The sequence below is a fragment of the Bacillus sp. ISL-45 genome (assembly GCF_018613195.1).
In the GTDB taxonomy this organism is placed as follows: Bacteria; Bacillota; Bacilli; order Bacillales; family Cytobacillaceae; genus Mesobacillus.
Window position 1 is genome coordinate 55,706 of the sequence record NZ_JAGGQQ010000024.1, and the last position, 21,827, is coordinate 77,532.

17 protein-coding genes are annotated in these 21,827 nt (G+C 45.0%); 10 read left to right on the top strand and 7 right to left on the bottom strand.

The genetic code is table 11. The annotated features are described in order from the left end of the window. Positions 1 to 21: 21 nt before the first annotated feature. Positions 22 to 855 (bottom strand): hypothetical protein, encoded by an 834-nt coding sequence (locus tag J7E35_RS22395; protein WP_214784336.1) that lies wholly within the window; start codon positions 853 to 855, stop codon positions 22 to 24. Positions 856 to 1,054: 199 nt separating this feature from the next. Between J7E35_RS22395 and J7E35_RS22400 the strand changes: the two genes are divergently transcribed. From J7E35_RS22400 to J7E35_RS22405, 3 genes are all read left to right on the top strand, one after another. Next, positions 1,055 to 2,260 carry an MFS transporter gene (locus J7E35_RS22400; protein ID WP_214784339.1) on the top strand — a complete coding sequence of 402 codons (1,206 nt, stop codon included), beginning with the start codon at positions 1,055 to 1,057 and terminating at the stop codon, positions 2,258 to 2,260. A 216-nt stretch (positions 2,261 to 2,476) separates the two neighbouring features. Next, positions 2,477 to 2,848: a hypothetical protein gene (locus J7E35_RS23405; RefSeq protein WP_251041186.1), complete on the top strand. Its 372-nt coding sequence runs from the start codon at positions 2,477 to 2,479 to the stop codon at positions 2,846 to 2,848. After that, positions 2,779 to 4,584 (top strand): choice-of-anchor J domain-containing protein, encoded by a 1,806-nt coding sequence (locus J7E35_RS22405; protein WP_251041187.1) that lies wholly within the window; start codon positions 2,779 to 2,781, stop codon positions 4,582 to 4,584. Before J7E35_RS23405 ends, J7E35_RS22405 begins: the two co-directional genes overlap by 70 nt. A gap of 52 nt (positions 4,585 to 4,636) precedes the next feature. On the opposite strand, the gene J7E35_RS22410 is transcribed toward J7E35_RS22405, so the two are convergent. Next, a complete protein-coding gene (locus tag J7E35_RS22410) occupies positions 4,637 to 4,939 on the bottom strand; it encodes a cytochrome-c oxidase (RefSeq protein WP_251041188.1) in 303 nt (100 codons plus the stop codon). 297 nt (positions 4,940 to 5,236) lie between these two features. Here J7E35_RS22410 and J7E35_RS22415 point away from each other — a divergent pair, with 297 nt between their 5' ends. Together J7E35_RS22415 and pgmB are read left to right on the top strand one after the other, a co-directional pair. Beyond that, positions 5,237 to 7,528, top strand: a complete 2,292-nt coding sequence (locus tag J7E35_RS22415; RefSeq protein WP_214784342.1) for a glycoside hydrolase family 65 protein — start codon at positions 5,237 to 5,239, stop codon at positions 7,526 to 7,528. 313 nt (positions 7,529 to 7,841) lie between these two features. Next, entirely contained in the window at positions 7,842 to 8,510 is a 669-nt protein-coding gene (gene pgmB, locus J7E35_RS22420; RefSeq protein ID WP_214784345.1) for a beta-phosphoglucomutase, read from the top strand. A 290-nt stretch (positions 8,511 to 8,800) separates the two neighbouring features. Here the strand turns inward: pgmB and J7E35_RS22425 are convergent, their stop codons facing one another. Next, positions 8,801 to 9,862, bottom strand: a complete 1,062-nt coding sequence (locus tag J7E35_RS22425) for a hypothetical protein (RefSeq protein ID WP_214784348.1) — start codon at positions 9,860 to 9,862, stop codon at positions 8,801 to 8,803. Positions 9,863 to 10,028: 166 nt separating this feature from the next. Here J7E35_RS22425 and J7E35_RS22430 point away from each other — a divergent pair, with 166 nt between their 5' ends. Further along, positions 10,029 to 10,958 (top strand): NAD(P)/FAD-dependent oxidoreductase, encoded by a 930-nt coding sequence (locus J7E35_RS22430; protein ID WP_251041189.1) that lies wholly within the window; start codon positions 10,029 to 10,031, stop codon positions 10,956 to 10,958. 212 nt (positions 10,959 to 11,170) lie between these two features. On the opposite strand, the gene J7E35_RS22435 is transcribed toward J7E35_RS22430, so the two are convergent. Continuing rightward, entirely contained in the window at positions 11,171 to 12,706 is a 1,536-nt protein-coding gene (locus tag J7E35_RS22435; protein WP_214784351.1) for an FAD-dependent oxidoreductase, read from the bottom strand. 180 nt (positions 12,707 to 12,886) lie between these two features. Between J7E35_RS22435 and J7E35_RS22440 the strand changes: the two genes are divergently transcribed. The 4 genes from J7E35_RS22440 to J7E35_RS22455 all read left to right on the top strand — a co-directional run bounded on the left by J7E35_RS22440 (position 12,887) and on the right by J7E35_RS22455 (position 17,099). Next, positions 12,887 to 14,227 carry a UDP-glucose dehydrogenase family protein gene (locus J7E35_RS22440; RefSeq protein WP_214784355.1) on the top strand — a complete coding sequence of 447 codons (1,341 nt, stop codon included), beginning with the start codon at positions 12,887 to 12,889 and terminating at the stop codon, positions 14,225 to 14,227. 81 nt (positions 14,228 to 14,308) lie between these two features. After that, on the top strand, positions 14,309 to 14,785 hold the full coding sequence (gene ybaK / locus J7E35_RS22445; protein WP_214784358.1) for a Cys-tRNA(Pro) deacylase: 477 nt from the start codon (positions 14,309 to 14,311) through the stop codon (positions 14,783 to 14,785). Between the two features lie 635 nt (positions 14,786 to 15,420). Further along, complete coding sequence (locus J7E35_RS22450) at positions 15,421 to 16,518, top strand: PRK06851 family protein (RefSeq protein WP_214784361.1); 1,098 nt, start codon at positions 15,421 to 15,423, stop codon at positions 16,516 to 16,518. A 59-nt stretch (positions 16,519 to 16,577) separates the two neighbouring features. Next, positions 16,578 to 17,099, top strand: a complete 522-nt coding sequence (locus J7E35_RS22455; protein ID WP_483297671.1) for a transporter — start codon at positions 16,578 to 16,580, stop codon at positions 17,097 to 17,099. Positions 17,100 to 17,336: 237 nt separating this feature from the next. Here J7E35_RS22455 and J7E35_RS22460 read toward each other — a convergent pair whose 3' ends face one another. From J7E35_RS22460 to J7E35_RS22470, 3 genes are all read right to left on the bottom strand, one after another. Then, positions 17,337 to 18,698, bottom strand: coding sequence for a YjiH family protein (locus tag J7E35_RS22460; protein ID WP_251041190.1), 1,362 nt, complete (start codon positions 18,696 to 18,698; stop codon positions 17,337 to 17,339). Between the two features lie 361 nt (positions 18,699 to 19,059). Further along, complete coding sequence (locus tag J7E35_RS22465; RefSeq protein WP_214784367.1) at positions 19,060 to 20,712, bottom strand: glycoside hydrolase family 13 protein; 1,653 nt, start codon at positions 20,710 to 20,712, stop codon at positions 19,060 to 19,062. Between the two features lie 67 nt (positions 20,713 to 20,779). Then, on the bottom strand, positions 20,780 to 21,805 hold the full coding sequence (locus J7E35_RS22470) for a LacI family DNA-binding transcriptional regulator (RefSeq protein WP_214784370.1): 1,026 nt from the start codon (positions 21,803 to 21,805) through the stop codon (positions 20,780 to 20,782). Between the last annotated feature and the right edge of the window lie 22 nt (positions 21,806 to 21,827).

Sequence of the window (21,827 nt, forward strand, 5' to 3'; positions counted from 1 at the left end):
TTGCTTTTGCAGAGGGGGTTTCTACTTTTTTGAGCGAATTTTTAAATATAAAAACCTTGAAATAAAGACCATGATTGCATGGAAAGCAAGATTCCAGAGCTTGTTCAAATGCAGTTTCAACAGGCCGGTCCGTTCGAGAATTATATCAGCGAGAAACGAGCCCAGGAACATGGTGAGCCGTGGTATCAATCCAGGTTTTGAAGCATTTTTAACAAGGAAGATGGAACGGATCAAACTATAAAGCGGCGCAAGGATAAAATGCTCACGCCAGGAGTGGTGGAGCCCACGGCCGAACCTGACCTTCCTGTTGACCGCAGATATATATAGCAATGTAACCCCGAACACTTCAGTCGACAAGTATTGGGCAGTGACCAGCGCCCATTCTTTTTTCGAATTAAGCACTTTGTAAAACCAATCGCTGATGTAAAAATAAATATTTATGAAAAAAAGAGTGTAACTAGGCTTCCACCAATATGCTTTATAAATTTTCAAACGCATGAAATAGTGTTCGATTCCATAATAAATCAGCGTGGTGCCTAGCTTCCAGTACCGGTTCTTGTCATACAGAGTCAAGAGGGTAGCGGTAATGGGAACATATAATGCCTGGGAGAAGATTGCGCCAAGAATTTGATCATGGGCCCGTTTTTTGAGGATGTACGGTTTATAAGAATACCCTTTGAACCAATTAAGGACAGGGTATTCAAATAAATAGGCCATTCCTATATTTGAAAGCAAGAGGATCCAAATATTCTTTTGGCGGCTTCGTTTGGCGAATATGAAAAAAAGCGGAACATGTATCGCTGCCAGCAGCAGAAAGGGAAATGAATTCTTTTTGACGAGCTTTCTTCTTTTCAAAAACCGGACACCACCTTTTTAGCGGATATAGTTATAATGTCCGCTTATTGACTGAAATTATTTATGGAGCTGCTGTCACTTTTCATCATGACTGCTGTAAAGACACGTGGTAATATAGAGAAAGCAACAAAAACATTATGTTAAAACTAACAATTTTAGGGAAACTATTTGTATCGCTGCAATGATGTAGGAGGTTTATATGAAAAAAACTGAGGAAATTTCGGAAAAGAAGCTGCTCGGAATTGCAGGGCTGGGCTGGATGTTCGATGCGATGGATGTGGGGATCTTGTCCTTTATCATCGCTGCATTGCAGGTGGACTGGAATTTGACGGGCAAGGAAATGGGCTGGATCGGCAGCGTGAATTCAATCGGAATGGCTGTCGGGGCATTTGTCTTTGGTTTGCTAGCTGACCGGATTGGCCGAAAAAAAGTCTTTATTATTACGTTATTGCTTTTCTCAATCGGAAGCGGGATTTCCGCCATGGCAACCACTTTGTCTTTCTTTTTATTGCTAAGATTTTTTATCGGAATGGGGCTCGGCGGCGAATTGCCGGTTGCATCCACTCTTGTTGCTGAGAGTGTGCCTGCTGAGAAACGGGGGCGTGTCGTTGTCCTGCTCGAAAGCTTCTGGGCTGCAGGCTGGCTTGTCGCGGCGTTGATTTCATACTTTATCATCCCGAAATTTGGCTGGCAAATGGCGTTGATCCTTAGTGCCCTTCCAGCATTTTACGCTCTCTACCTTCGTATCAATCTTCCTGATTCACCTAGGTACCTGGCTGTCGCTAAGAAAGAGCGGCTGACAATGAAGGAGAGCATCGCGGAGGTATGGTCAAGAGAACACTTCAAGAAAACAGCCATGCTCTGGATTCTTTGGTTCAGTGTCGTATTTTCCTATTACGGAATGTTCCTCTGGCTGCCAAGCGTAATGGTCATGAAGGGCTTCACTTTAATCAAGAGCTTCCAGTATGTACTGATCATGACCCTTGCCCAGCTTCCGGGGTATTTTACTGCCGCCTGGCTGATTGAAAGAGCCGGCAGGAAGTTTGTATTGGTTGTCTATTTGATCGGAACAGCACTTAGTGCCTATTTCTTTGGCACGGCAGATTCACTGGCATTGCTTATTACAGCCGGCATCCTGCTATCATTTTTCAACCTGGGTGCCTGGGGTGCGTTATACGCCTATACGCCGGAACAATACCCAACCACAATACGCGGCTCGGGTGCAGGTATGGCTGCATCCTTTGGCCGCATCGGCGGGATTATCGGGCCGCTGATGGTCCCATATTTATCAGCACAGAATCTCACCATCACCGCCATATTCACGATTTTCTGCATAGCCATTCTCATTGGTGCCGCCGCAGTATTCTTTTGGGGTACGGAAACGAAGCAGAAGGAGCTTGCGTAATAAAATAAAAAATCGTCCGCCAGAACATTTGGCGGACGATTTTTTATTTTCGTAAAGCCTAAAATAACCCATGCACATAGAATTGGTAATTAAGTCCCGTTTGGTGAGTAACAAGGAAAAAGTGTTTCTAAATATAGTTATATATTCTCTTATTTCTGGAAAATTTAGCATGTTAAGATTTTTATAGTTATTTCGTAGGACGAAAGGAGAAAGAAAATGAAATCGAAAATACTATCAATCTTAACAACAGGAGCTTTGGCTCTTTCACTGGTTGCACCAGCAGTGTCTGTACCGGAGGCAGATGCCGCAACAACAGCCAAATGGGATATTGAAAGATATGGTGACAGAGTTGATATAGACAGCCGTTTGGACCAGCTTTCCAGGGATGAGGAATTCTTAAAGAAGGCGGAGCAATCTATCAAGGAACAGGCAGAAGGCATTCAGTTTGATGAAAATGTTGGATCAGAAAGCGGTGCTGCTGACAGCACTTTTACCTTTGATGGCGTACGAAAAAGTTTTTGGACAGAAACCTTTCTTTCAAAGATTTTACTTTACGCAGAGTCGGAGAAAATGTTGAGATTTGGGTAGCAAACGACCTTGCATTCCCTGAAGGCGACCCGCGCCCTGCGCACGTCGTGACCCAGGAACAGGTGGACAAGCTGCGCGATGAATTTGACAGCAATATTTATCCAAAGGCAACGGAATTTTTTGGTACACCTGATGTCCATGACGGCTCTCAGTCTCCGTTGATTGAATGGGGCTATTTCCCTGAGGGATACTATGAAACTAGCGATAAAGTCGTCATGCTGGTTGATAATGTTCAGGATGATAACTTCCACGATCCTAGCTATCCGTTCTTTGTAGCTGGTTTCTTCTGGCAGACGCTGGAAAATTATATGGACCGCAATATCATTACAATTGATACAAACAGCTGGGAAACACGTCTGGAAAGCACGTTCTTTGGAACAACGATCCATGAACTGCAGCACTTGATCCATGCTGATAATGACTCTGCTGAAGAAACATGGATCAATGAAGGAATGTCTACATTCTCTGAATATCTTGGAGGATACGGACATGATGATCGCTCAATCAACTTCTATCTTGATCACCCGGAGAATTCACTAGTGAATTGGGATGACCACCGTACAGCAACAACTGGTCCAGAAACGATTGCCGATTATGGACAGGTCTATCTGTTCACACTTTATATGAATGACAAATATGGCAAAGAGTTCATCCGTGATCTTGCTACAAGCGATGTTACCGGCATTGACGGCGTGAACAAGACGCTTGCGAAGCATGGTTATACAGAAGACTTCACACAGGTATACCAGAATTTCATCACAGCACTCGCACTAGACAGCAGCCAGCCTGGCGATGGCGTGTATAACTTTGACAGCATCGACCTTCGTGACCTTGCAGTGGACAACGATGGCACTAAGCGCGGCTATACTGTTGATTATGAAGGAGCGCTAGAGTTTGAAAAAGATGGCGTCCCAGCATGGGGCGGGGACTTCAAGGAGCTTGAATTCGAAGATAGAATCGACGGAATTTCCTTTGATGGTATCGACTTCCTGCCAACACTATGGAAAGCAGTAGCGGATCCAACAGATGAAACCAACCAGGTGCTATGGGGCAATAAAGGTGATGAGGCAGACAATACATTGATTTTTGAAGCGGACCTTTCAAATGTCAATAGCGCTACTCTGAACTTCGATCATTATCTTGATATCGAAGAGCATTGGGATTTTGGTGTTGTTCAGGTGTCAACTGACGGCGGACAGACATGGACAAGCCTTGCGAATGAAAATACTACATCCGATGTAGTGGAAGAGGGCTATCCAAAAATCAAGGAAAACGTACCAGGATTTACTGGTCACAGTGAAAGTTGGACAAATGAAACCTTCGATCTAAGTGAATATGCAGGACAAAAGGTTCTTCTATCATTCCGTTACCTAACTGACTGGGGCTATAATGACAAGGGCTGGTTCATTGACAACATTTCAATTCCTGAAATCGGCTTTAGCCAGGATGGTTCATCAACTGAGGCGTTCACGTCCATGAACGAGATTTTAGGCAAGTACGTAGAGTACACAGTGACCTTCATCAATGAAAAACAGGCTGCTGGCAAAAAGCCGGTTTACAAGGTAGTGACTGTCGATCCGTTTAATGTAACTGAAGAGGATGCTCTTCAGCTAAGACAATTATTCATGGACGGCAAGAACTACATGATTACAAGCTATGCGGCACCTGCTGATGATAAGAACCCGGTAGACTTCAGCTATGAAGTTCAATTACGGGAAAAAAACGGCAAGAAATAATCTGAAAAGCTGCGGCCATCCGATGGTCGCAGCTTTTTTCTGTTGCCAGAAATCATGCCTTAACATACTTAAATACATTCACCAAGAACAGAATGCCTCCGAGAACGATGACTAGTGATCCAACGATGGCAAAGACAGTGAAAATGACACCCCCTATCAACATGGATAATGTGATCCCGCCCTGCATGACGGGCACCCCGATGTTATGCAGCCAGAAATGCTTAGTGGCTAGTTTGCTGTTCCCCGCTTCAGGAAAAAAATGATAAACCGTTCCGAATAGGGCCATAGAAACCCATCCAAGCAGATTTAAGTGGGCATGTACCGAAGTCAGTGTGAAATCATGCGCGATCCCCATAATGATTCCTAAAATGATAGCAATGACGAAATAGACCGCAGAGACCTTGAAAAATCGTATGCTAATAACAGTTTCCTCCTTCCTTATTTAGTTCTTTTAGATTATATTTATTTTCTGAAAATTTATAACATATGTACTAACTAAGTAGGTGAAAAAGTTTTTTAGCGGATTATAATAGTAAAATAATAATAAGTTCAGCATGACACAAAATTATCACCGTTGCTTTTATCATTTTTACGGAAATTCATGATATAATAGTGCAAACGTTTGTACAACTTCTAAAAGGAGATAAAAGCTATGAAAAGATTATTTGGCATTGATAGCTGGAAGATCGTCGAAACGGACTTGCATAAAGAAGATTTCCGGCTTGCGGAAAGCATCATGAGCCTGGGAAATGGCCATATGGGCATGCGCGGAAACTATGAAGAAACATATACTGGAGACTTTCATCGAGGTTCATATATTGCTGGAGTCTGGTTTCCAGACAAAACGCGCGTAGGCTGGTGGAAAAATGGCTACCCGCACTATTTTGGCAAGGTCATTAACTCAACGAATTTCATCGGCATCAAAGTATTTGTCGATGGAGAGGAATTGGATCTGCACAATGCTGAAGTAAGCGATTACTACCGTGAGCTTGATATGCAGCACGGTGTCTTGACACGCCGTTTTACAGTCGTCCAGAACGGCAAGGAAACAGAAGTGGAATCCATCCGCTTTTTATCGGTTGCTGAAAAAGAACTGGCTGCGATCAAGTATTCAGTCACTGCCAAGAACTATAATGGAAACGTTACCTTTGTTCCTTATCTTGATGGGGACGTGCGCAACGAGGACTCTAACTATGACGAGGACTTCTGGTATGAAGTGAGCAGGGATGCATCAGAACATAACGGCAGCCTTGTGATGAGGACGAAAGACAATCCATTCGGAACTCCGACTTTCCAGGTGGCGACAACTATGCAAACGGTTGTCGACGGGAATGCAGCCAAAGTCGAAGTCAACGAAAAAGAAGAATACGTTGAAAATGTCATCGAAGTGAAAGCTGAGCAGGGGCAAGCTGTTACCCTTTACAAGTATGTTGCTGTGACAACAGACCGTGACTACAAAGCTGGCGAGCTTGTTTCTAAAGGCCGCGAAGTGCTAGCGCGTTCCATTGTAAAAGGCTTTGATGAACTATTGGAAGAACACAGAAATGGCTGGCTGAGCCGCTGGGATATCGCTGATGTTGAGATTGCAGGCGATGATGAAGCACAGCAGGGCATCCGCTTCAACTTGTTCCAGCTATTCTCGACATACTATGGTGAAGACTCCCGTTTGAACATCGGACCTAAAGGTTTTACAGGTGAAAAGTACGGCGGTGCGACTTACTGGGATACAGAGGCTTACGCAATCCCGCTATACCTTTCTACGGCAGAGTCTGAGGTTTCCCGTAACCTGCTGATCTACCGCCACAACCAGCTTGATGGAGCCTACCATAACGCGAAGCAGCAGGGTCTCCACGGCGCGCTTTACCCAATGGTTACTTTTACAGGCGTCGAGTGCCACAATGAGTGGGAAATCACATTTGAGGAAATCCACCGAAATGGTGCAATCGCCTACGCGATCTATAACTATGTGAATTACACTGGAGATAAAGATTACCTCCATGAATACGGAATTGACGTTCTCGCCGGCATCTCCCGTTTCTGGGCAGACCGCGTCCACTACAACAAGTCCAGTAACGTCTACATGATGCATGGTGTAACAGGGCCGAATGAATACGAAAACAATGTCAACAACAACTGGTACACAAACCGTATCGCTGTCTGGACATTGCGATACACGCTTGAAGTCATCGAGCTCCTTAAGCAGAATGGCCATGAGGACCGCCTCGCAGGCCTGGAGTTCTCTGATGCCGAGCTTGCCAAATGGCAGGATATTATCGAGAAGATGTACTTCCCTTATGATGAAGAAAAAGGTGTCTTCGTCCAGCACGATACATTCCTTGATAAAGATCTGAAGACGGTCGATGAGCTTTCTGCAGAAGACCGCCCGATCAACCAGAACTGGTCATGGGATAAGATCCTGCGCAGCTGCTTCATCAAGCAGGCTGACGTATTACAGGGGCTATACTTCTTCAACCATGAATTCACGGAAGAAGAGAAGCGCCGCAACTTTGAATTCTATGAGCCAATGACGGTCCATGAGTCATCGCTGTCACCAAGTATCCACGCAGTGCTTGCAGCAGAGCTTGGCATGGAAGAGAAGGCGTACGAAATGTATAACCGCACGGCGCGCCTTGACCTTGATAATTACAATAACGATACAGAAGATGGCCTGCACATCACAAGCATGACTGGTGCATGGCTTGCTATTGTTCAGGGCTTCGCAGGCATGCGCACAGCGGAAGGAACACTGTCATTCGCACCGTTCATTCCGAAAGCATGGAACCAGTACAGCTTCAACATCATCTACCGTGACCACCATATCAAGGTAGAAGTGAACCAGGAAAACGTCGTCCTCACGCAGCAAGGTCCGGAACTTGCGATGAAGCTTTATAGTGAAGAGGTAACGATCCCTGCAGATGGCGAGCTTTCTGTAAAATTGAAATAAGATGCTGAGGAGATCTTTGGGGAAGCCTGAAGGTCTCTCTCTCAATAAAGAGGCAGCGCAGCACTATATGTCGGTTTTAATGGACATTTTAGAGTGTGAATGGAATCGAAATGTCCAAGAAGCAGGTTTTAATGGACATTTTGAAATGTGAATGGAATCGAAATGTCCAAGAAGCAGGTTTTAATGGACATTTTGAAATGTGAATGAAATCGAAATGTCCAAGAAGCAGTTTAATAGACATTTTGAAATGGGAAGGACTCACAACAATGTCTATCGTGAAGTTAAAAGAAAGAATCGGGAAAGGAGTTTGATTATGACTAGACCATTAAAAGCATTCATTTTTGACCTTGACGGGGTCATAACGGATACTGCGGAATACCACTTTTTGGCTTGGAAGGCGCTGGCTGAGGATTTGGGCATTACTTTTACCCGTGAAGATAACGAGGAGCTGAAGGGCGTTTCCCGAATGGATTCCCTCGAAAAAATTCTTGAGCTGGGCGGCCGTTCAGGGGATTTTTCAGCTCAGGAAAAAGAAGCACTGGCTGAGAAGAAGAATGAGCATTACCTCACGCTGATCCAAAACATCACTCCAGCTGACCTTTTGCCGGCTATCAAGGACTTGATCTCGGATATCAAGGCAAAAGGTCTTAAGCTGGGTCTCGCGTCCGCAAGCAAGAACGCGTTCACCGTAATGGACTCGCTTAGAATGAAATCCGAGTTCGATATCATTGTTGACGCGAAAACAGTCGTGAACGGCAAGCCGCATCCAGAAGTATTCCTGCGCGCTGCAGAAATGCTTGGTGTTGAGCCAGAAGCATGCATTGGTGTCGAGGATGCCGCAGCAGGCGTACAGGCCATCAAAGCTGCTGGTATGTTCGCTGTTGCTGTCGGTCCAAAGGAAAGCTTCGAGAATGCTGATATTGTTTATGTAAGCACGGCAGAACTTTCGTTGGAAAAAATAGTAGAAGTATATAATGGCTAAGAAAGATTTAGGACCCAGTCGCTCTTGTACGGCTGGGTTCTTACTTTTTTTGGAAGAAGGGGAGAATATCTTGTCTGAGTGGGAGATTAAGGCCTTTTATTGGGAGATTAATTAGTTGCTTCGGGAGAATATCGCTTTGGTTCGGGAGATTAATGCACTTCATCGGGAGATTAATCCTCTTTATCGCGAGATATCCACGTTGCTTAAGGATTAATACTTTTCTTCAGGAGATAATTATCTTTCATGAGGAAATTATGTTGGTTAAATGAGAGATTTAGCAAAAAAAGCGATCACTCAGGGAGTGACCGCTGCAATTCATGGTAAAAAACATCGGGTTCGTCGACATTCAGGACGATTCGGTCCGCTTTTCGCTTCAAACCGTAGATGAGATGAAGATCCTGCGGCTTATGCAGCAGGATTTCAAACATCGGCTTTTCCTGGATCAAATCAGGCACTCTGGCATCAAAAAGTTCTTTTTGCTCTTTTTTGCTGAATTTCTCCGGCCCTTCGTAATGTTTGATTTCCTTAATATTGCTTAAAGGCAGGTGCATCGAACTTGAGAACCCTGTCTGCAATAACAAATGGTCCGCTGTCAGCAAGTATGGGGTCAGGCGTGTGGCCTGAAGTTCAGCCAGCATGAACAGAATACCGTATATGTTCAAAATCAGCCCGATATAGGAAACAATCGGATTCCAGCTGTGCAGGAAGTAGTGCAGCCCAACCGATTCAATCGCGATGGCATGGATGATCATGATATAGACAGCATTCACGCTTGTTTTTTTATGATAGGTAAAAGCCGTGCCGTGATCAATCTGAACTTTCTTTTTCCACGAGAACAGAGCGTAGTGGAACATGGAAAACTCGGTGACAAGGATTTTGGCAGTATTATGATCTGGCAGACTTGTTTCTACAGCTTTTCGGATGTTGAAAAGAAAGAACGAATTTCGGTTGGCCAGGGTTTTATACTCTTTAAGCAATTTTGGAAGCCTTGTAATGACGGTGTAGGCTATATATAGCTCAAACAATAGGAATGCGCCTTCCGAAACCAGCAAGAGATAGGGAAGGAAGGGGTAATCCGATAGATGCTCCTGCGGGACGATGAAGTAGGCGGCAGCAAAGCCAGCGAAGATCACAAGCCCCATGTATTTCAGTGAATATCTTTTGCGGATGACCATGAAGTACGTCAAGAGAGGCAAAATGAACAAAAGGTCCAGCAGTGAACCGATTACAGCACCCTCTGGAACTGGCCCGAACATCGAGGTTCGATAAAGAATGAAATTCGTTGCTAGAATCAAAGAGGCTAAAACTACATATAGCAGTAATATTGGTTTTTTGGCGATAGCACTTGTCATTATTATCCACCTCGACTTTATTATAACTGATTTCATAGTGCTAAAGCAGTAATTTAAGGGTGTTCGACAAAACTAGTGTTTATAGGAAAATTGAGAAAATTCCTTATGAATTTTTAAGTAAAAATAAACCGGATTACTCCACCTTTAAAAAGGGAAACATGCTATTATGATACTTTTGAAAAGGCGGTGGATCGGTATGTATGATTGCCTCATAGTTGGAGGCGGGATTGCCGGGCTACAGGCGGCGATACAGCTTGGGCGATACGATCATAATGTGATGGTTTTGGATGCAGGTGATGGCCGGTCGGCGATTTGCCAGAGCTACCATAATATCCTTGGCTATCCAGATGGAGTAAGCGGACCTTACTTAAGAGAAATCGGCCGTCAGCAGGCGGAGCAATATGGTGTTGAATTCGTGATTGGCAAGGCTGAAAGTGCCGAAAAGATGGAGAGTGGATTCGAAGTAAAGGCAGAGAGCGGCGACACATACAAGGCGAAGACTATACTTCTGGCCACGGGCGTCATGGATCGGATTCCCCCATTTCCTGAGCTGATGCCCACGCTTGGAATCAGTGTGTATATTTGTCCGGATTGCGATGGCCATGAAGTGAAAGACAAGTCCACAATCGTGATGGGATCGGGCAACCCTGGTGCGAACATGGCATTGACCCTGAATTATTTCACGAACAAACTCACCTATGTAAATCACGAAAACAAAGAAGTGGATGAGGAAACAATGACCTCATTGAAGGAAAAAGGCATAAAGTATGTCGAAGGGCCGATTGAAAAAGTGCTGGCAGATGGCCCTGACTTCAGGGGAGTTGTGCTTGCTAACGGTGAGGAACTCACTTCAGAACGCGGCTTCATAGCTTTCGGCGGTAATGAAGTGAAATCGCAGCTCGCACAACAACTCGGCGTCGATCTTCATAAAAACAAGCATGTTTTAGTAGATCCGCGGACAAAAATGACCAATGTCGACAAAGTCTGGGCTGCAGGTGACCTTGTCGCCCATTCTGAGCAAACGACCATTGCGATGGGAGACGGCATGCAGGCCAGCATCTGGATTCATAAGACACTTTTAGCGGATAAGGGATAGTGATTCGTGATTAATCCCTGTTGAGAGCGATATAATCCCCTTTGGGAGCGATATAATCCCCTTTGGGAGCGATATATTCCCTGTTTGGAGCGATATAATCCCTGTTGGCAGCGATATAATCCCGATTGAAAACAATATAATCCCTGTTGGAAACCTAAATTCCCTTTGGATATAATGAAAGCCGCCACTCAGACATGAATGGCGGCTTCGCTTTATTCAAAATCAATTTTTTTCAGCGGCAGTTCGGCTGGACCTTCAATGACATCCCCCTTGTAGGAGAAACGGGAGCCATGGCATGGGCAGTCCCATGTGCGTTCGCCGTTATTCCACTCGAGTTCGCAGCCCATATGGGTACAAGTTGTATCGACGACGTGAAGCTGGCCATTTTCATCGCGATAGGCGCCGGCACGCTTGCCGTTGACTGTCACGGCTGCGCCCTCGTCACTTTCAAGTGATGTCGCCTGGGTTGATGGGCGTTCCAGCTTTCCTTTTATAAGCGTTTTCGCAATGTGTGCGTTAGTTGAAATGATTTTCCTTAACTCAGGATCGGCTTTGAATCTTTGCGGGTCAAAGACTTCCTTGTAAGGATTGTCTTTTTTCAAAATTAAGTCACTGATCAGCAGAGCAGCATTAGTACTGTTTGACATGCCCCATTTCCTGTAGCCTGTTGCCACAAAGATATTCTCTGTGGCGGCGGAGTATTGACCGACGAAAGGGATTTTATCAAAGGTTGTTGGGTCCTGGGCAGACCACCTAAACGGGATTTCCTTCACGCCAAACGTTTCTCCTGCAAATGCCTCAAGTGCTTCATAGTATTGATGAGTATTCGTTTTATGACCTACCTTATGACTGTCCCCGGCAAACAGGACTAATTTCTCCCCGTTCCAATCGGTATAGCGAAGGGAACGTGTAGGAGTTTCGGCGTTGATGTACATTCCTCCAGGAAATTCCTTTTCGGTTCTGACTGCCAGGAGATAAGACCGGTTAATATGCATTCTGGAAAAATAAAATCCCTTTAAATCGTAAAAAGGAAAGTGAGAGCTGATGATCATCTGATTACAGTGCACCTTATGATTATCTCTTGTCGTGATAACCGGTTCAGAGCCTTCTTCCATATCAACTGCTGTGGTATTTTCGTAAATTTGCCCGCCCATTTCCGTAAATTCTTTCACAAGATGGTGCAAATATTTTAAGGGATGGAATTGAGCCTGGTCTCTCATAACTACAGCCGCCATTGCGTTTACCGGAATCGGCACCTCTGACACGTACTCGCTTCCGATGACACCAAGCTTTTCATAAGCCTTGAATTCATTGATCAGGCTCTCCATTTCCTTATCGGAATTCGTATAGATATAAGCATCTTCTTCGGTTAAATCACAGTCGATCTGCTGCTCTTTGACAATGTTTTTAACAAATTGCATAGCATCATAATTTGCCTGGTAGTAAAGCTTCGCCTTTTCTTCACCAAAGTGGCTGATCAGTTCATCATAGATAACCCCGTGCTGTGCAGTAATTTTTGCGGTCGTATGTCCGGTAGTCCCGTTTAGAATGGAACCTGCTTCGATGACGGCGACCTTTGCTCCTGATTTAGCAAGCAAGTAGGCTGATGTCAAACCCGTCATTCCGCCTCCAACAATAGCAATGTCGACTTTTAAATCCTGCTCAAGTTTAGGGAAAGACGGAAGCTCTGCTGTTTTACGCCAATACGGTTCCGGAAAACGCGGCAGCTTTGAAGTATAATCGTTCATCAACAATCCTCCTTAAAATTCTTCATAATAACTAATTTTTCCTATTTTGATAAAAAACATGCTTTATTCTTTTTACCCGCTTGAAAAAGGACTAGACAAGTTTTTACCAAATTGAACGGGTTGGCTAACAATGGGACGGCTGCATGATAAAATAGAAGCATCAATGATTGGAGGGCCAATATGGAAATCACAGTTGTCGGGACAGGTTATGTTGGCCTTGTCACCGGAGTTTGTTTTGCTGAAGTTGGATACAGTGTAACTTGTTTTGATATAGATGAACGTAAAATTGCTGCCCTTTCTGAAGGGAGATGTCCAATTTATGAGCCCGGTCTTGAAGAGATGCTCAAAAAGAATCTTAAGGAAGGCCGGCTTCGTTTTACATTCGATACTAAATTGGCCTGTAAAAATAAGGATTACCTTTTTATCGCTGTCGGGACGCCTGAAAATGAAGATGGGTCGGCGAACCTTGAATATCTGGAGGCATCGATTGATCAGATTGGCTTGAATCTGAACAGAGATGCAGTCATAGTCATTAAAAGCACCGTGCCGGTAGGGACAAATGAGAGGGTTTATAAGAAGCTTCAGGAGAGCATTCCGGACAATATCCAGGTGAAAGTCGTTTCAAATCCTGAGTTCCTTCGTGAAGGCTCGGGAATCCTTGATACATTCCATGCAGACCGGATTGTCATTGGGTCAGACGATCATGAGGCGGGCCGTGCGGTCGCTGATTTATATAAACCTTTTGGCCGGCCTATTTTACAGACAGATATCCGCAGTGCGGAGCTCATCAAGTATGCTTCCAATGCGTTTTTGGCAACGAAGATCAGTTTCATTAATGAGGTGGCCAATCTATGTGAGCACACAGGCGCAAATATTGAAGATGTATCAAAAGGAATGGGCATGGACGAAAGGATCGGCAGCCAATTTTTAAAAGCGGGGATTGGCTATGGCGGCTCCTGTTTCCCGAAGGATACAAAGGCACTTGAAAAGCTGACAGATTACTATAATTATGATTTTAAAATCCTCCGGTCTGTGATCGAGGTGAACAGCAGGCAGAAGCAGCAGCTGTTTGATAAAGCTCGCGAACTGCTTGGGAAACTTCAGGGGAAAAGGGTGGCTGTCCTGGGGCTGGCGTTCAAGCCGCATACTGATGACATCCGCGAGGCGCCAGCTGTTGAGCTGATTTCCCTGCTGATTGAAGAGCAGGCGGACATCTCCGTCTATGATCCGGCTGCTTCCGCAAATGTCGCAGACCTTTTTGGCAGCCAGCTATATTATGCAGAGACAGTGGATGGTGCGATTAAAGGGGCTGATGTCGTCTTCATCATGACCGAGTGGCCGCAAATCACCCAATATGATTTAGAGCGTTTCCCGCTATTCATGCGAGAACCGGTTATTTTTGACGGAAGGAACTGCTATGACCTGGCCGAGGCGGAGTCAGCTGGTTTAACGTATGTTTCCGTTGGCAGGAAGGCTGTTAATGTGAATCGGAATCTGGAAAACTCCGGACTTAAGAGCTAAGCGTGAAGAGAACGTGATTGAACCGTCACCCTTCTCTAAGGTAAAATTATCCTAAATCCCTTCAATCAAGGAGGAACGAGGATGGCTAAGGTTAAAACGAACGCAATGCGGATTCTCGACACGCAGAAGGTGCCGTATGAGATTCTGACTTATGACTCGAAGGATGGCAAGATTGATGGCGTTGCCGTTGCGGGGAAAATTGGCCGAGATGCTGCACAGGTCTACAAGACGCTTGTGGCAGTGGGATCAAGTAAGGATCTCTACGTCTTTGTCATTCCTGTCGCAGCCGAGCTCGATCTGAAAAAGGCAGCGAAGGAAGCAGGCGAAAAGAAAGTGGAAATGCTCCCGGTCAAGGATATTCAGAAATTCACCGGCTATATCCGCGGCGGCTGTTCACCAATCGGCATGAAAAAGAATTATCCTACCTTTTTGGATGAGAGCGCCCAAGAGCTTGAGACCATCATTGTCAGCGCGGGGAAGATTGGCTTCCAGGTCGAGTTGACTACTGAACATTTATTGAGTACTTCCAAGGGAAAATATGGTCAATTGACGAAATAGACAAACCACAGCTTAAGGAGCTGTGGTTTTTTCAATTAATATCAATTCTAATATCTCTAATATCATTTAGGCTTGTTTAAATTGGTCTGTGATTCCCGTTCCAAACGCTTCGCTTTCCGTGGAGAAGAGTTATGAAAATCCCAACTACCGGAGCTCCTGCGTTCTCCCATGACTTGCTAATTCCGCAGAACATTGAGTAGATTCCTTGAATTAACCCCCGTACGAAGAAAGTAAGTTAGCATTTTTGAGAAGTCTTCGCGCCTTCAAAAATCATCATTGGGCATTAACAAGAGGCTAATTTAAATAACACTTGCCCGGGAAATAGATTTCAAAAAGGCTCTTTTCTCAAACTTTGTTGCTCTTGACTACAAAATAGGATTGAATGACCTATTTTTCTTCACAAGTACTCTTTTGTGAGAAAAGAGCATGCAAACTTAATACCGACCAACAAAATGGCCTTCTATTACGTTAAAATCGGCTTTAGGATTTTAACAACAATCTTTACGAAAACCGCCTTCAAAAAAGACAAATTTGGAATGTGATCTGGGCAATCACCCAGAACAAATTCCCTGCATATAGTAAGGAGGAAGCGAAAACTTTCCGTTTAAACGAACGGTTGGAGGGAGTGCTAATCTATGTCAGGGAAAATCCTGAAATACTTTGCCGGCGGCAACACGGCACGCGGGTTTTACAGCTTATATGATTCCAGCTTGCAGGGCTTGTCCCGGCTATTCATATTGAAGGGCGGGCCAGGAACAGGAAAATCCTCGCTCATGAAAAAGATCGGCAATGAATGGCATGAAAAAGGTTATGATGTACAATTCCTGCATTGTTCATCAGACAATAAATCAATTGATGGCGTGTTAATTCCTGAATTAAATGCCGGGATCGTTGACGGAACAGCTCCTCATGTCATCGAACCGAAAGCACCTGGAGCGGTAGAGGAGTACGTCAATCTGGGTGAAGCATGGAATTCCGCAAAGCTTCAGGAACATAAGGAGAAAATCCTGCAGCTTAGTGAAAAAATCAGTGAGGCATTTAATTCTGCTTACAGCCTTTTTGCCGAAGCGCTGGGAATTCATGACGAATGGGAAAAAATCTACATTGAGAACATGGATTTCGATAAGGCGAATGAGCTGACAAACAGATTAATAGATCAATTCTTCGGAGACAGTACATCTTCAGAAGGAAGCGGCCGGGTGTACGACCGATTCCTTGGCGCCGCCACTCCGGTTGGCGCAGTCGACTTCGTTCCGAACCTGACTGAAACCGTCGGCAAGAGGTACTTCATCAAAGGCCGGCCAGGCTCTGGAAAGTCCACCATGCTGAAAAAACTGGCAGCCGAAGCACAGTCTCGCGGATATGACGTTGAAGTCTATCACTGTGGGTTTGACCCGCACAGCCTGGACATGGTCATTGTCCGCGAGCTTGATTTTGCTATCTTTGACAGCACCGCGCCGCATGAATATTTTCCTGAAAGAGAGACGGATGAAATCATCGATATGTATACAGAGTTGATCACTCCTGGTACAGATGAAAAATATGAAGCGGAAATTAAGGATGTCGGCGGAAGGTATAAAGCAAAGATGAACGAAGCAATCGCATCACTGGCCCACGCAAAAGAACTGCGCGACCAGTTGGAGTCAATCTATATCGAAGCCATGGACTTCGCAAAGGTAGACGAAATCACCGGCCAGATTCAAAAGGGTATGGAAAGCCTGGGTGCCAACTAGCACCGAATTGGGCGTTTTGCGTACATTACAAGGAAGACTTTTAGAGAGGGGATATGAGTTTGTACTATAATAACTACAACCCATATGCACAAAATCAACAATTTGAAGATGATTATGGCTTTTATGAAAATGACTTTTACCACCAGGAAGAATTGAGGACATTCCCTGGAGGACCGGGTGGATTTCCAGGCCAGGGTGGAGGCATTCCTGGAGGTGGGTTTCCGGGGCAAGGCGGTGGCATCCCAGGTGGCGGCTTCCCAGGCGGAGGACCAGGTGGGTACCCTGGAGGCGGCTTCCCAGGCGGGTACCCTGGAGGCGGCCAGCAGGGAGGAGGACCGCCATCATCACCGCCGCCGGCCTACGTGCCGCAAGAACAGGCAACGGCATTTGCTGTTGACCCAGGCGGTATCAGAAGATGTATGTACCGCTTTACGTATATCTGGCTGGTCGATGGCAGAAGCTTCTGGTTCTATCCAATCTTCCTCGGCAGGAATTCCATTGCCGGCTGGAGATGGAGCCGCCGCCGCGGGTGGGTATACTACGGCATGGACCTCAGACAGATCCGGTCATTCCAATGTTAATTTAAACGCCAAACGGAGCCCCTGAAAATTTCAGGGGCTCCGTTTTACCTTTATCATTAAAAAAGGCTGTTTTCGTAAAAATTGTTGTTAAAAGCTTAAAGCCGATTTTAACGTAATATATAACCATTTCGCAGGTCGGTATAAAGTTTGCATGCTCTTTTCTAATAAAAGAGTCAACTTTGCGAAGAAAAATAGGTCATTCAATCCTATTTAGTGGTCAATAGTGACAAAAGTGCCTTAAAAAATGATATGCGCAACCAGCACGATGATTGGCAATGTAATGAGTGTACGCTGCAGGAAAATGATGAACAATTCCCCGAAGCTGACAGGGATTTTCGATCCAAGCAGCAGTCCGCCAACCTCAGACATATAGATAAGCTGTGTGACGGATACCGACGCAATGATGAACCTTGTCATCGGGCTCGCGATATCAGCACCGATTACGGAAGGAAGGAACATATCCGCAAAGCCGACGATCAATGTCTCTGATGCCGCCTTCGCCTCAGGTACCTGCATCAGCTCAAGCAGCGGAATGAACGGCATTCCGAGCCACTGGAAAACTGGTGTGTATTCAGCGACAATCAGCGCCAATGTTCCAAGTGCCATGACGATTGGCGCAACACCCATCCACATATCAAGGATATTGCGGATGCCGGCCAGGAAGAAATCTTTAAAGCTTTTGTTAGTGCTTGCTTTTTCGACAGCCTGTGCCATACCCCAGGAGAAAGGTGTATAGCCATCAGGAATGTTTTCCTCAGAGTAGTCGTTGTTCTGCTCGACATAATACGTATCCTGCTTCCTGGAAAGAGGCGGGATTCGCGGAAGGATGACGGCTGCAACCACACCGGCCAGTGTCACAGTCAAATAGAATGGCACGAACATTTTAGCAAGGCCTACCTGGGAAATGACGACAAGGCTGAAAGTGATGGAGACAACAGAGAATGTCGTCCCGATGACAGCCGCTTCTCGTCTGGTATAATAGCCTTCTTCATATTGCTTGCTCGTCAGGAGGACCCCGATTGTGCCATCGCCGAGCCATGACGTAAGAGTATCGATGGAAGAACGGCCAGGCAATGTGAAAATTGGGCGCATGATTTTAGCCATCAAGGTGCCGAACAATTCAAGCAAACCGAAGTTCAGCAATAAAGGCAGGAATAATCCTGCAAAGAGGAAAACAGAGAAAAGGATTGGCAAAAGGTCATTGAGCAGCAGTCCGCCTGTGTTAGCTGACCAGACTGCTTCTGGTCCTAATTGAAATAAAGTCATAACTGCAAAAATAGCTCCTAGTATACGGGCAATGAGCCAGACAGTTGGAACATCGAATAAAGATTTAAGAAAATGATTGCGATTAAGGACTTCTGGTCTAACGCTTTTAATCAATAATGTTCCAATTAATGTCAGGACAATGATCACAGTCATGATCGCAGGCAGCGTTCCGCCAAGCAAGTCCTGGAGCCATCCAGAAAGAACAGCGATTGGTATCGTGATTTCTCCATTATAGGAGATTGGTAACATAAAGAAAAATATTCCTATTAATGAGGGAATGATAAATGCTAAAAAGTCCCCCGTGGATCTTCTTTTACGTAATGGTTTTTCCAAAATGATTCACCCTTAAAATACATATTTATAAGCCAAAAATTATTTTAATGCATAACCCCTGTTTTGCCAACACTTTTCTCTCCCCAATTCCTTCCTGTGTTATATTCTCCTAAAGCAAGCAAGCTAAACTTCAATTCGCCACCCTTATGTAAAATTCAATTTTTTTTAGCAAAATTCCTCCTGTTTAACGGAAATTCTTAATAGGACTATTACCTTATTTAATAAGAATGATAAAGATTCTTGAAAAAATGGAGCAGTTGGAAGTAGAGGATGGGGAAGAGGTCGTTTATCAGACCTTTGTTGTCAGGTTAGAGGTTGGAGAATAAAAGGGAGTGCCGTCAAATAGGCACTCCCTTAAAAATTACTTCAAATATACTCTTGTTTCATACGGCTTCAATGTGAATGGAGCTTCCTGTTCCTCAGCCTTATAGTTGTTCAGCAGCAATTTGCTTTCTTCAAGCGGGAATCCGTTGAAGTCAAATGCTGCTGGCACACCGGAAAGGTTAGAGATGACCAGGGCTTGCTCGTCATTTAATGTTCTTGTATAGGCATAGATTTGTTCGTGATCTTCAAGAACTAAATCGTATGTGCCATAGGTGAAAATTTCATTAGCCTTCTTTACCTCGATCATTTTTTTGTAAAAATGAAGGATGGAGTTCGGGTCTTTAAGCTGGGCTTCGACATTGACATCTCTGTAATTCGGGTTCATGCCAAGCCAGGGATTGCCTGTTGTAAAACCGGCATTGTCAGCATCTGACCATTGCATTGGCGTCCGGGAATTATCACGGCTTGTGGCCCAAATGAAATCCATGATTTCTTCATGCGGCACACCGTTTTCGCGGCGGATTTTATAAAGGTTCTTGATCGCGACATCATCGTAATCCTCAATCGAAGGGAACTGGACATTGGTCATGCCGATTTCCTGTCCCTGGTAGATGAAAGGCGTGCCCTGCATCAGGAAGTACATAGCAGCGAGCGCTGTCGCACTTTCGCGCCAATACTCCTTGTCATCACCCCAGGTTGAAACGATACGCGCTTTATCATGGTTTTCGATGAATAGTGCATTCCAGCCATGGCCTTCAAGACCTTTTTGCCAGCGGGTAAAAGTTTTCTTCAATTTTGCCAGGTCGAGTGCCTTCTTTTCAGAGTCCCACAGGTCAAGGTGCTCAAACTGGAATACCATATTGAACTTTCCTTGTTCCTCGCCAACCCAAAGATCGGCTTCCTCGATGCTGACGCCATTTGCCTCGCCGACGGTCATGATGTCGTATTTAGAGAATGTTTCCTCCTTCAATTCCTCGAGGAATGTCTGGATCCCGTCAACATTCATATGCTTGTCAAAAGAAGAAACATACTGCACTCCTTCAGGATTAGGCATGTCCTTAAAGCCTTCTTCTTTTTTGATATGGCTGATCGCATCGACGCGGAAACCATCAATTCCCTTATCAAGCCACCAGTTGATCATATCGTATAAAGCAGTGCGGACTTCTTTGTTTTCCCAGTTCAAATCAGGCTGTTTGCGGGAGAAAATATGCAGGAAGTACTGATCTGTCTTTTCGTCATACTCCCAGGCAGAACCGCCGAAAATGCTCTCCCAGTTATTAGGCTCGGCGCCATCCTTGCCATCGCGCCAGATATACCAGTCGCGCTTCTGGCTATCCTTGGACACACGGGACTCGATGAACCATTTATGCTCATCGCTCGTATGGTTTATAACAAGATCGATAATCAGCTTCATGCCGCGTTTATGCGTTTCAGCAAGCAGTTGGTCGAAGTCTTCCATCGTACCGAATTCATCCATGATATCCTGGTAATCACTGATATCATAGCCGTTATCATCATTAGGGGATTTGTACATCGGGCAAATCCAGATCACATCGATCCCTAAATCCTTTAAGTAATCAAGCTTTGAAATCATTCCTTGCAAATCGCCGATGCCGTCGCCGTTGGAATCCATGAAGCTTCTTGGATATACCTGATAGGCAACAGCCTCTTTCCACCATTTGTGTTTCATGTGAACCCTCATTTCTTTGTATGATCCTGATGTATCCCGTTATTTCACATTAGTCATTTGCGCTGCATTACTTATGAATTGGGCTGCACGATTTCCGTTCAATCATCCTCGCCGGGATTGTAACCCTTTTTGGCAGTGCAACCGGATTTTTGATGATTTCTATTAAACAGTTAGCCGCTTCAAAACCTAACTGGAAGATGTCGATATTAACAGAAGTCAGCTGCGGTTTCATATGTTCCGCGAGCGGTACATCATTAAAGCTTACGATTGAGATTTCCTCAGGCACCTTGATATTGAGTTCCTCGGAATAACTCATAAGCTCGATGGCGGTAAAATCATCTGCTACCACTAGGGCAGTAGGCGGCTCATCTGAAGAAAGGAATCTGGTGATGCCTTCTTTTCCTTCAGATTTTATGCATTGCTCGTGGATAATATATTTTTCGTCAAATGGGATGCCAGCTTCTTGCAGGGCTAGCTTATATCCCTCAAGCCGGTCTATGGTAAAAACATGCTCCAAATTGAAACCGATAAAAGCAATTTTTTGATGCCCGAGCTTGATCAAATAATCCGTAACCTGTTTGGTAATATAAATATTGTCATTGTCGACATAGGTAATCCGCTCAGCATTCATATTCGGGCGTCCTATGACCGTAAAAGGGAACTTATGCTCCAGCAAGTAGTTCATGATCTTGTCATCCGTTTTCGAATACAGAAGGATGATGCCGTCAACCCTGCGGCCCTGCACCATCGAGACAACCTGATGGAAGATTTCCTCGTCCGTGATGCCTGTGGTTAAATAAACCCCGAATTGATGTTCATGGGCTTTCATGCTGATTCCCCTGATGACCTCAGGGAAAAACGGGTTCTGTAATGCCTGGGTAGCCGAATTGGGCATGACAATACCAATGGTTTCGGTACTCCTTACAACCAGGCTCCGTGCTTGGAAGTTCGGGTGATACCCCAGTTTCTCCATCACCTTCCGTACACGCTTCTTCGTTCCTTCATTGATATGAGGGTGATCAGCAATCACCCTGGAAACGGTAGATGGTGACACACCGGCTGCCTTCGCTACATCTTTGATTGTGACTGCCATTGGTCGTCTCTCCTATAGTATC

Excerpts from the sequence above, each read along its gene's own strand:
- J7E35_RS22415 (WP_214784342.1), top strand. The coding sequence starts at position 5,237 with ATGAAAAGATTATTTGGCATTGATAGCTGGAAGATCGTCGAAACGGAC.
- J7E35_RS22470 (WP_214784370.1), bottom strand. The coding sequence starts at position 21,805 with ATGGCAGTCACAATCAAAGATGTAGCGAAGGCAGCCGGTGTGTCACCA.
- J7E35_RS22465 (WP_214784367.1), bottom strand. The coding sequence starts at position 20,712 with ATGAAACACAAATGGTGGAAAGAGGCTGTTGCCTATCAGGTATATCCA.
- J7E35_RS22440 (WP_214784355.1), top strand. The coding sequence starts at position 12,887 with ATGGAAATCACAGTTGTCGGGACAGGTTATGTTGGCCTTGTCACCGGA.
- J7E35_RS22410 (WP_251041188.1), bottom strand. The coding sequence starts at position 4,939 with ATGGGGATCGCGCATGATTTCACACTGACTTCGGTACATGCCCACTTA.
- J7E35_RS23405 (WP_251041186.1), top strand. The coding sequence starts at position 2,477 with ATGAAATCGAAAATACTATCAATCTTAACAACAGGAGCTTTGGCTCTT.
- J7E35_RS22430 (WP_251041189.1), top strand. The coding sequence starts at position 10,029 with ATGATACTTTTGAAAAGGCGGTGGATCGGTATGTATGATTGCCTCATA.
- J7E35_RS22425 (WP_214784348.1), bottom strand. The coding sequence starts at position 9,862 with ATGACAAGTGCTATCGCCAAAAAACCAATATTACTGCTATATGTAGTT.
- J7E35_RS22435 (WP_214784351.1), bottom strand. The coding sequence starts at position 12,706 with ATGAACGATTATACTTCAAAGCTGCCGCGTTTTCCGGAACCGTATTGG.
- J7E35_RS22400 (WP_214784339.1), top strand. The coding sequence starts at position 1,055 with ATGAAAAAAACTGAGGAAATTTCGGAAAAGAAGCTGCTCGGAATTGCA.
- ybaK (WP_214784358.1), top strand. The coding sequence starts at position 14,309 with ATGGCTAAGGTTAAAACGAACGCAATGCGGATTCTCGACACGCAGAAG.
- pgmB (WP_214784345.1), top strand. The coding sequence starts at position 7,842 with ATGACTAGACCATTAAAAGCATTCATTTTTGACCTTGACGGGGTCATA.
- J7E35_RS22450 (WP_214784361.1), top strand. The coding sequence starts at position 15,421 with ATGTCAGGGAAAATCCTGAAATACTTTGCCGGCGGCAACACGGCACGC.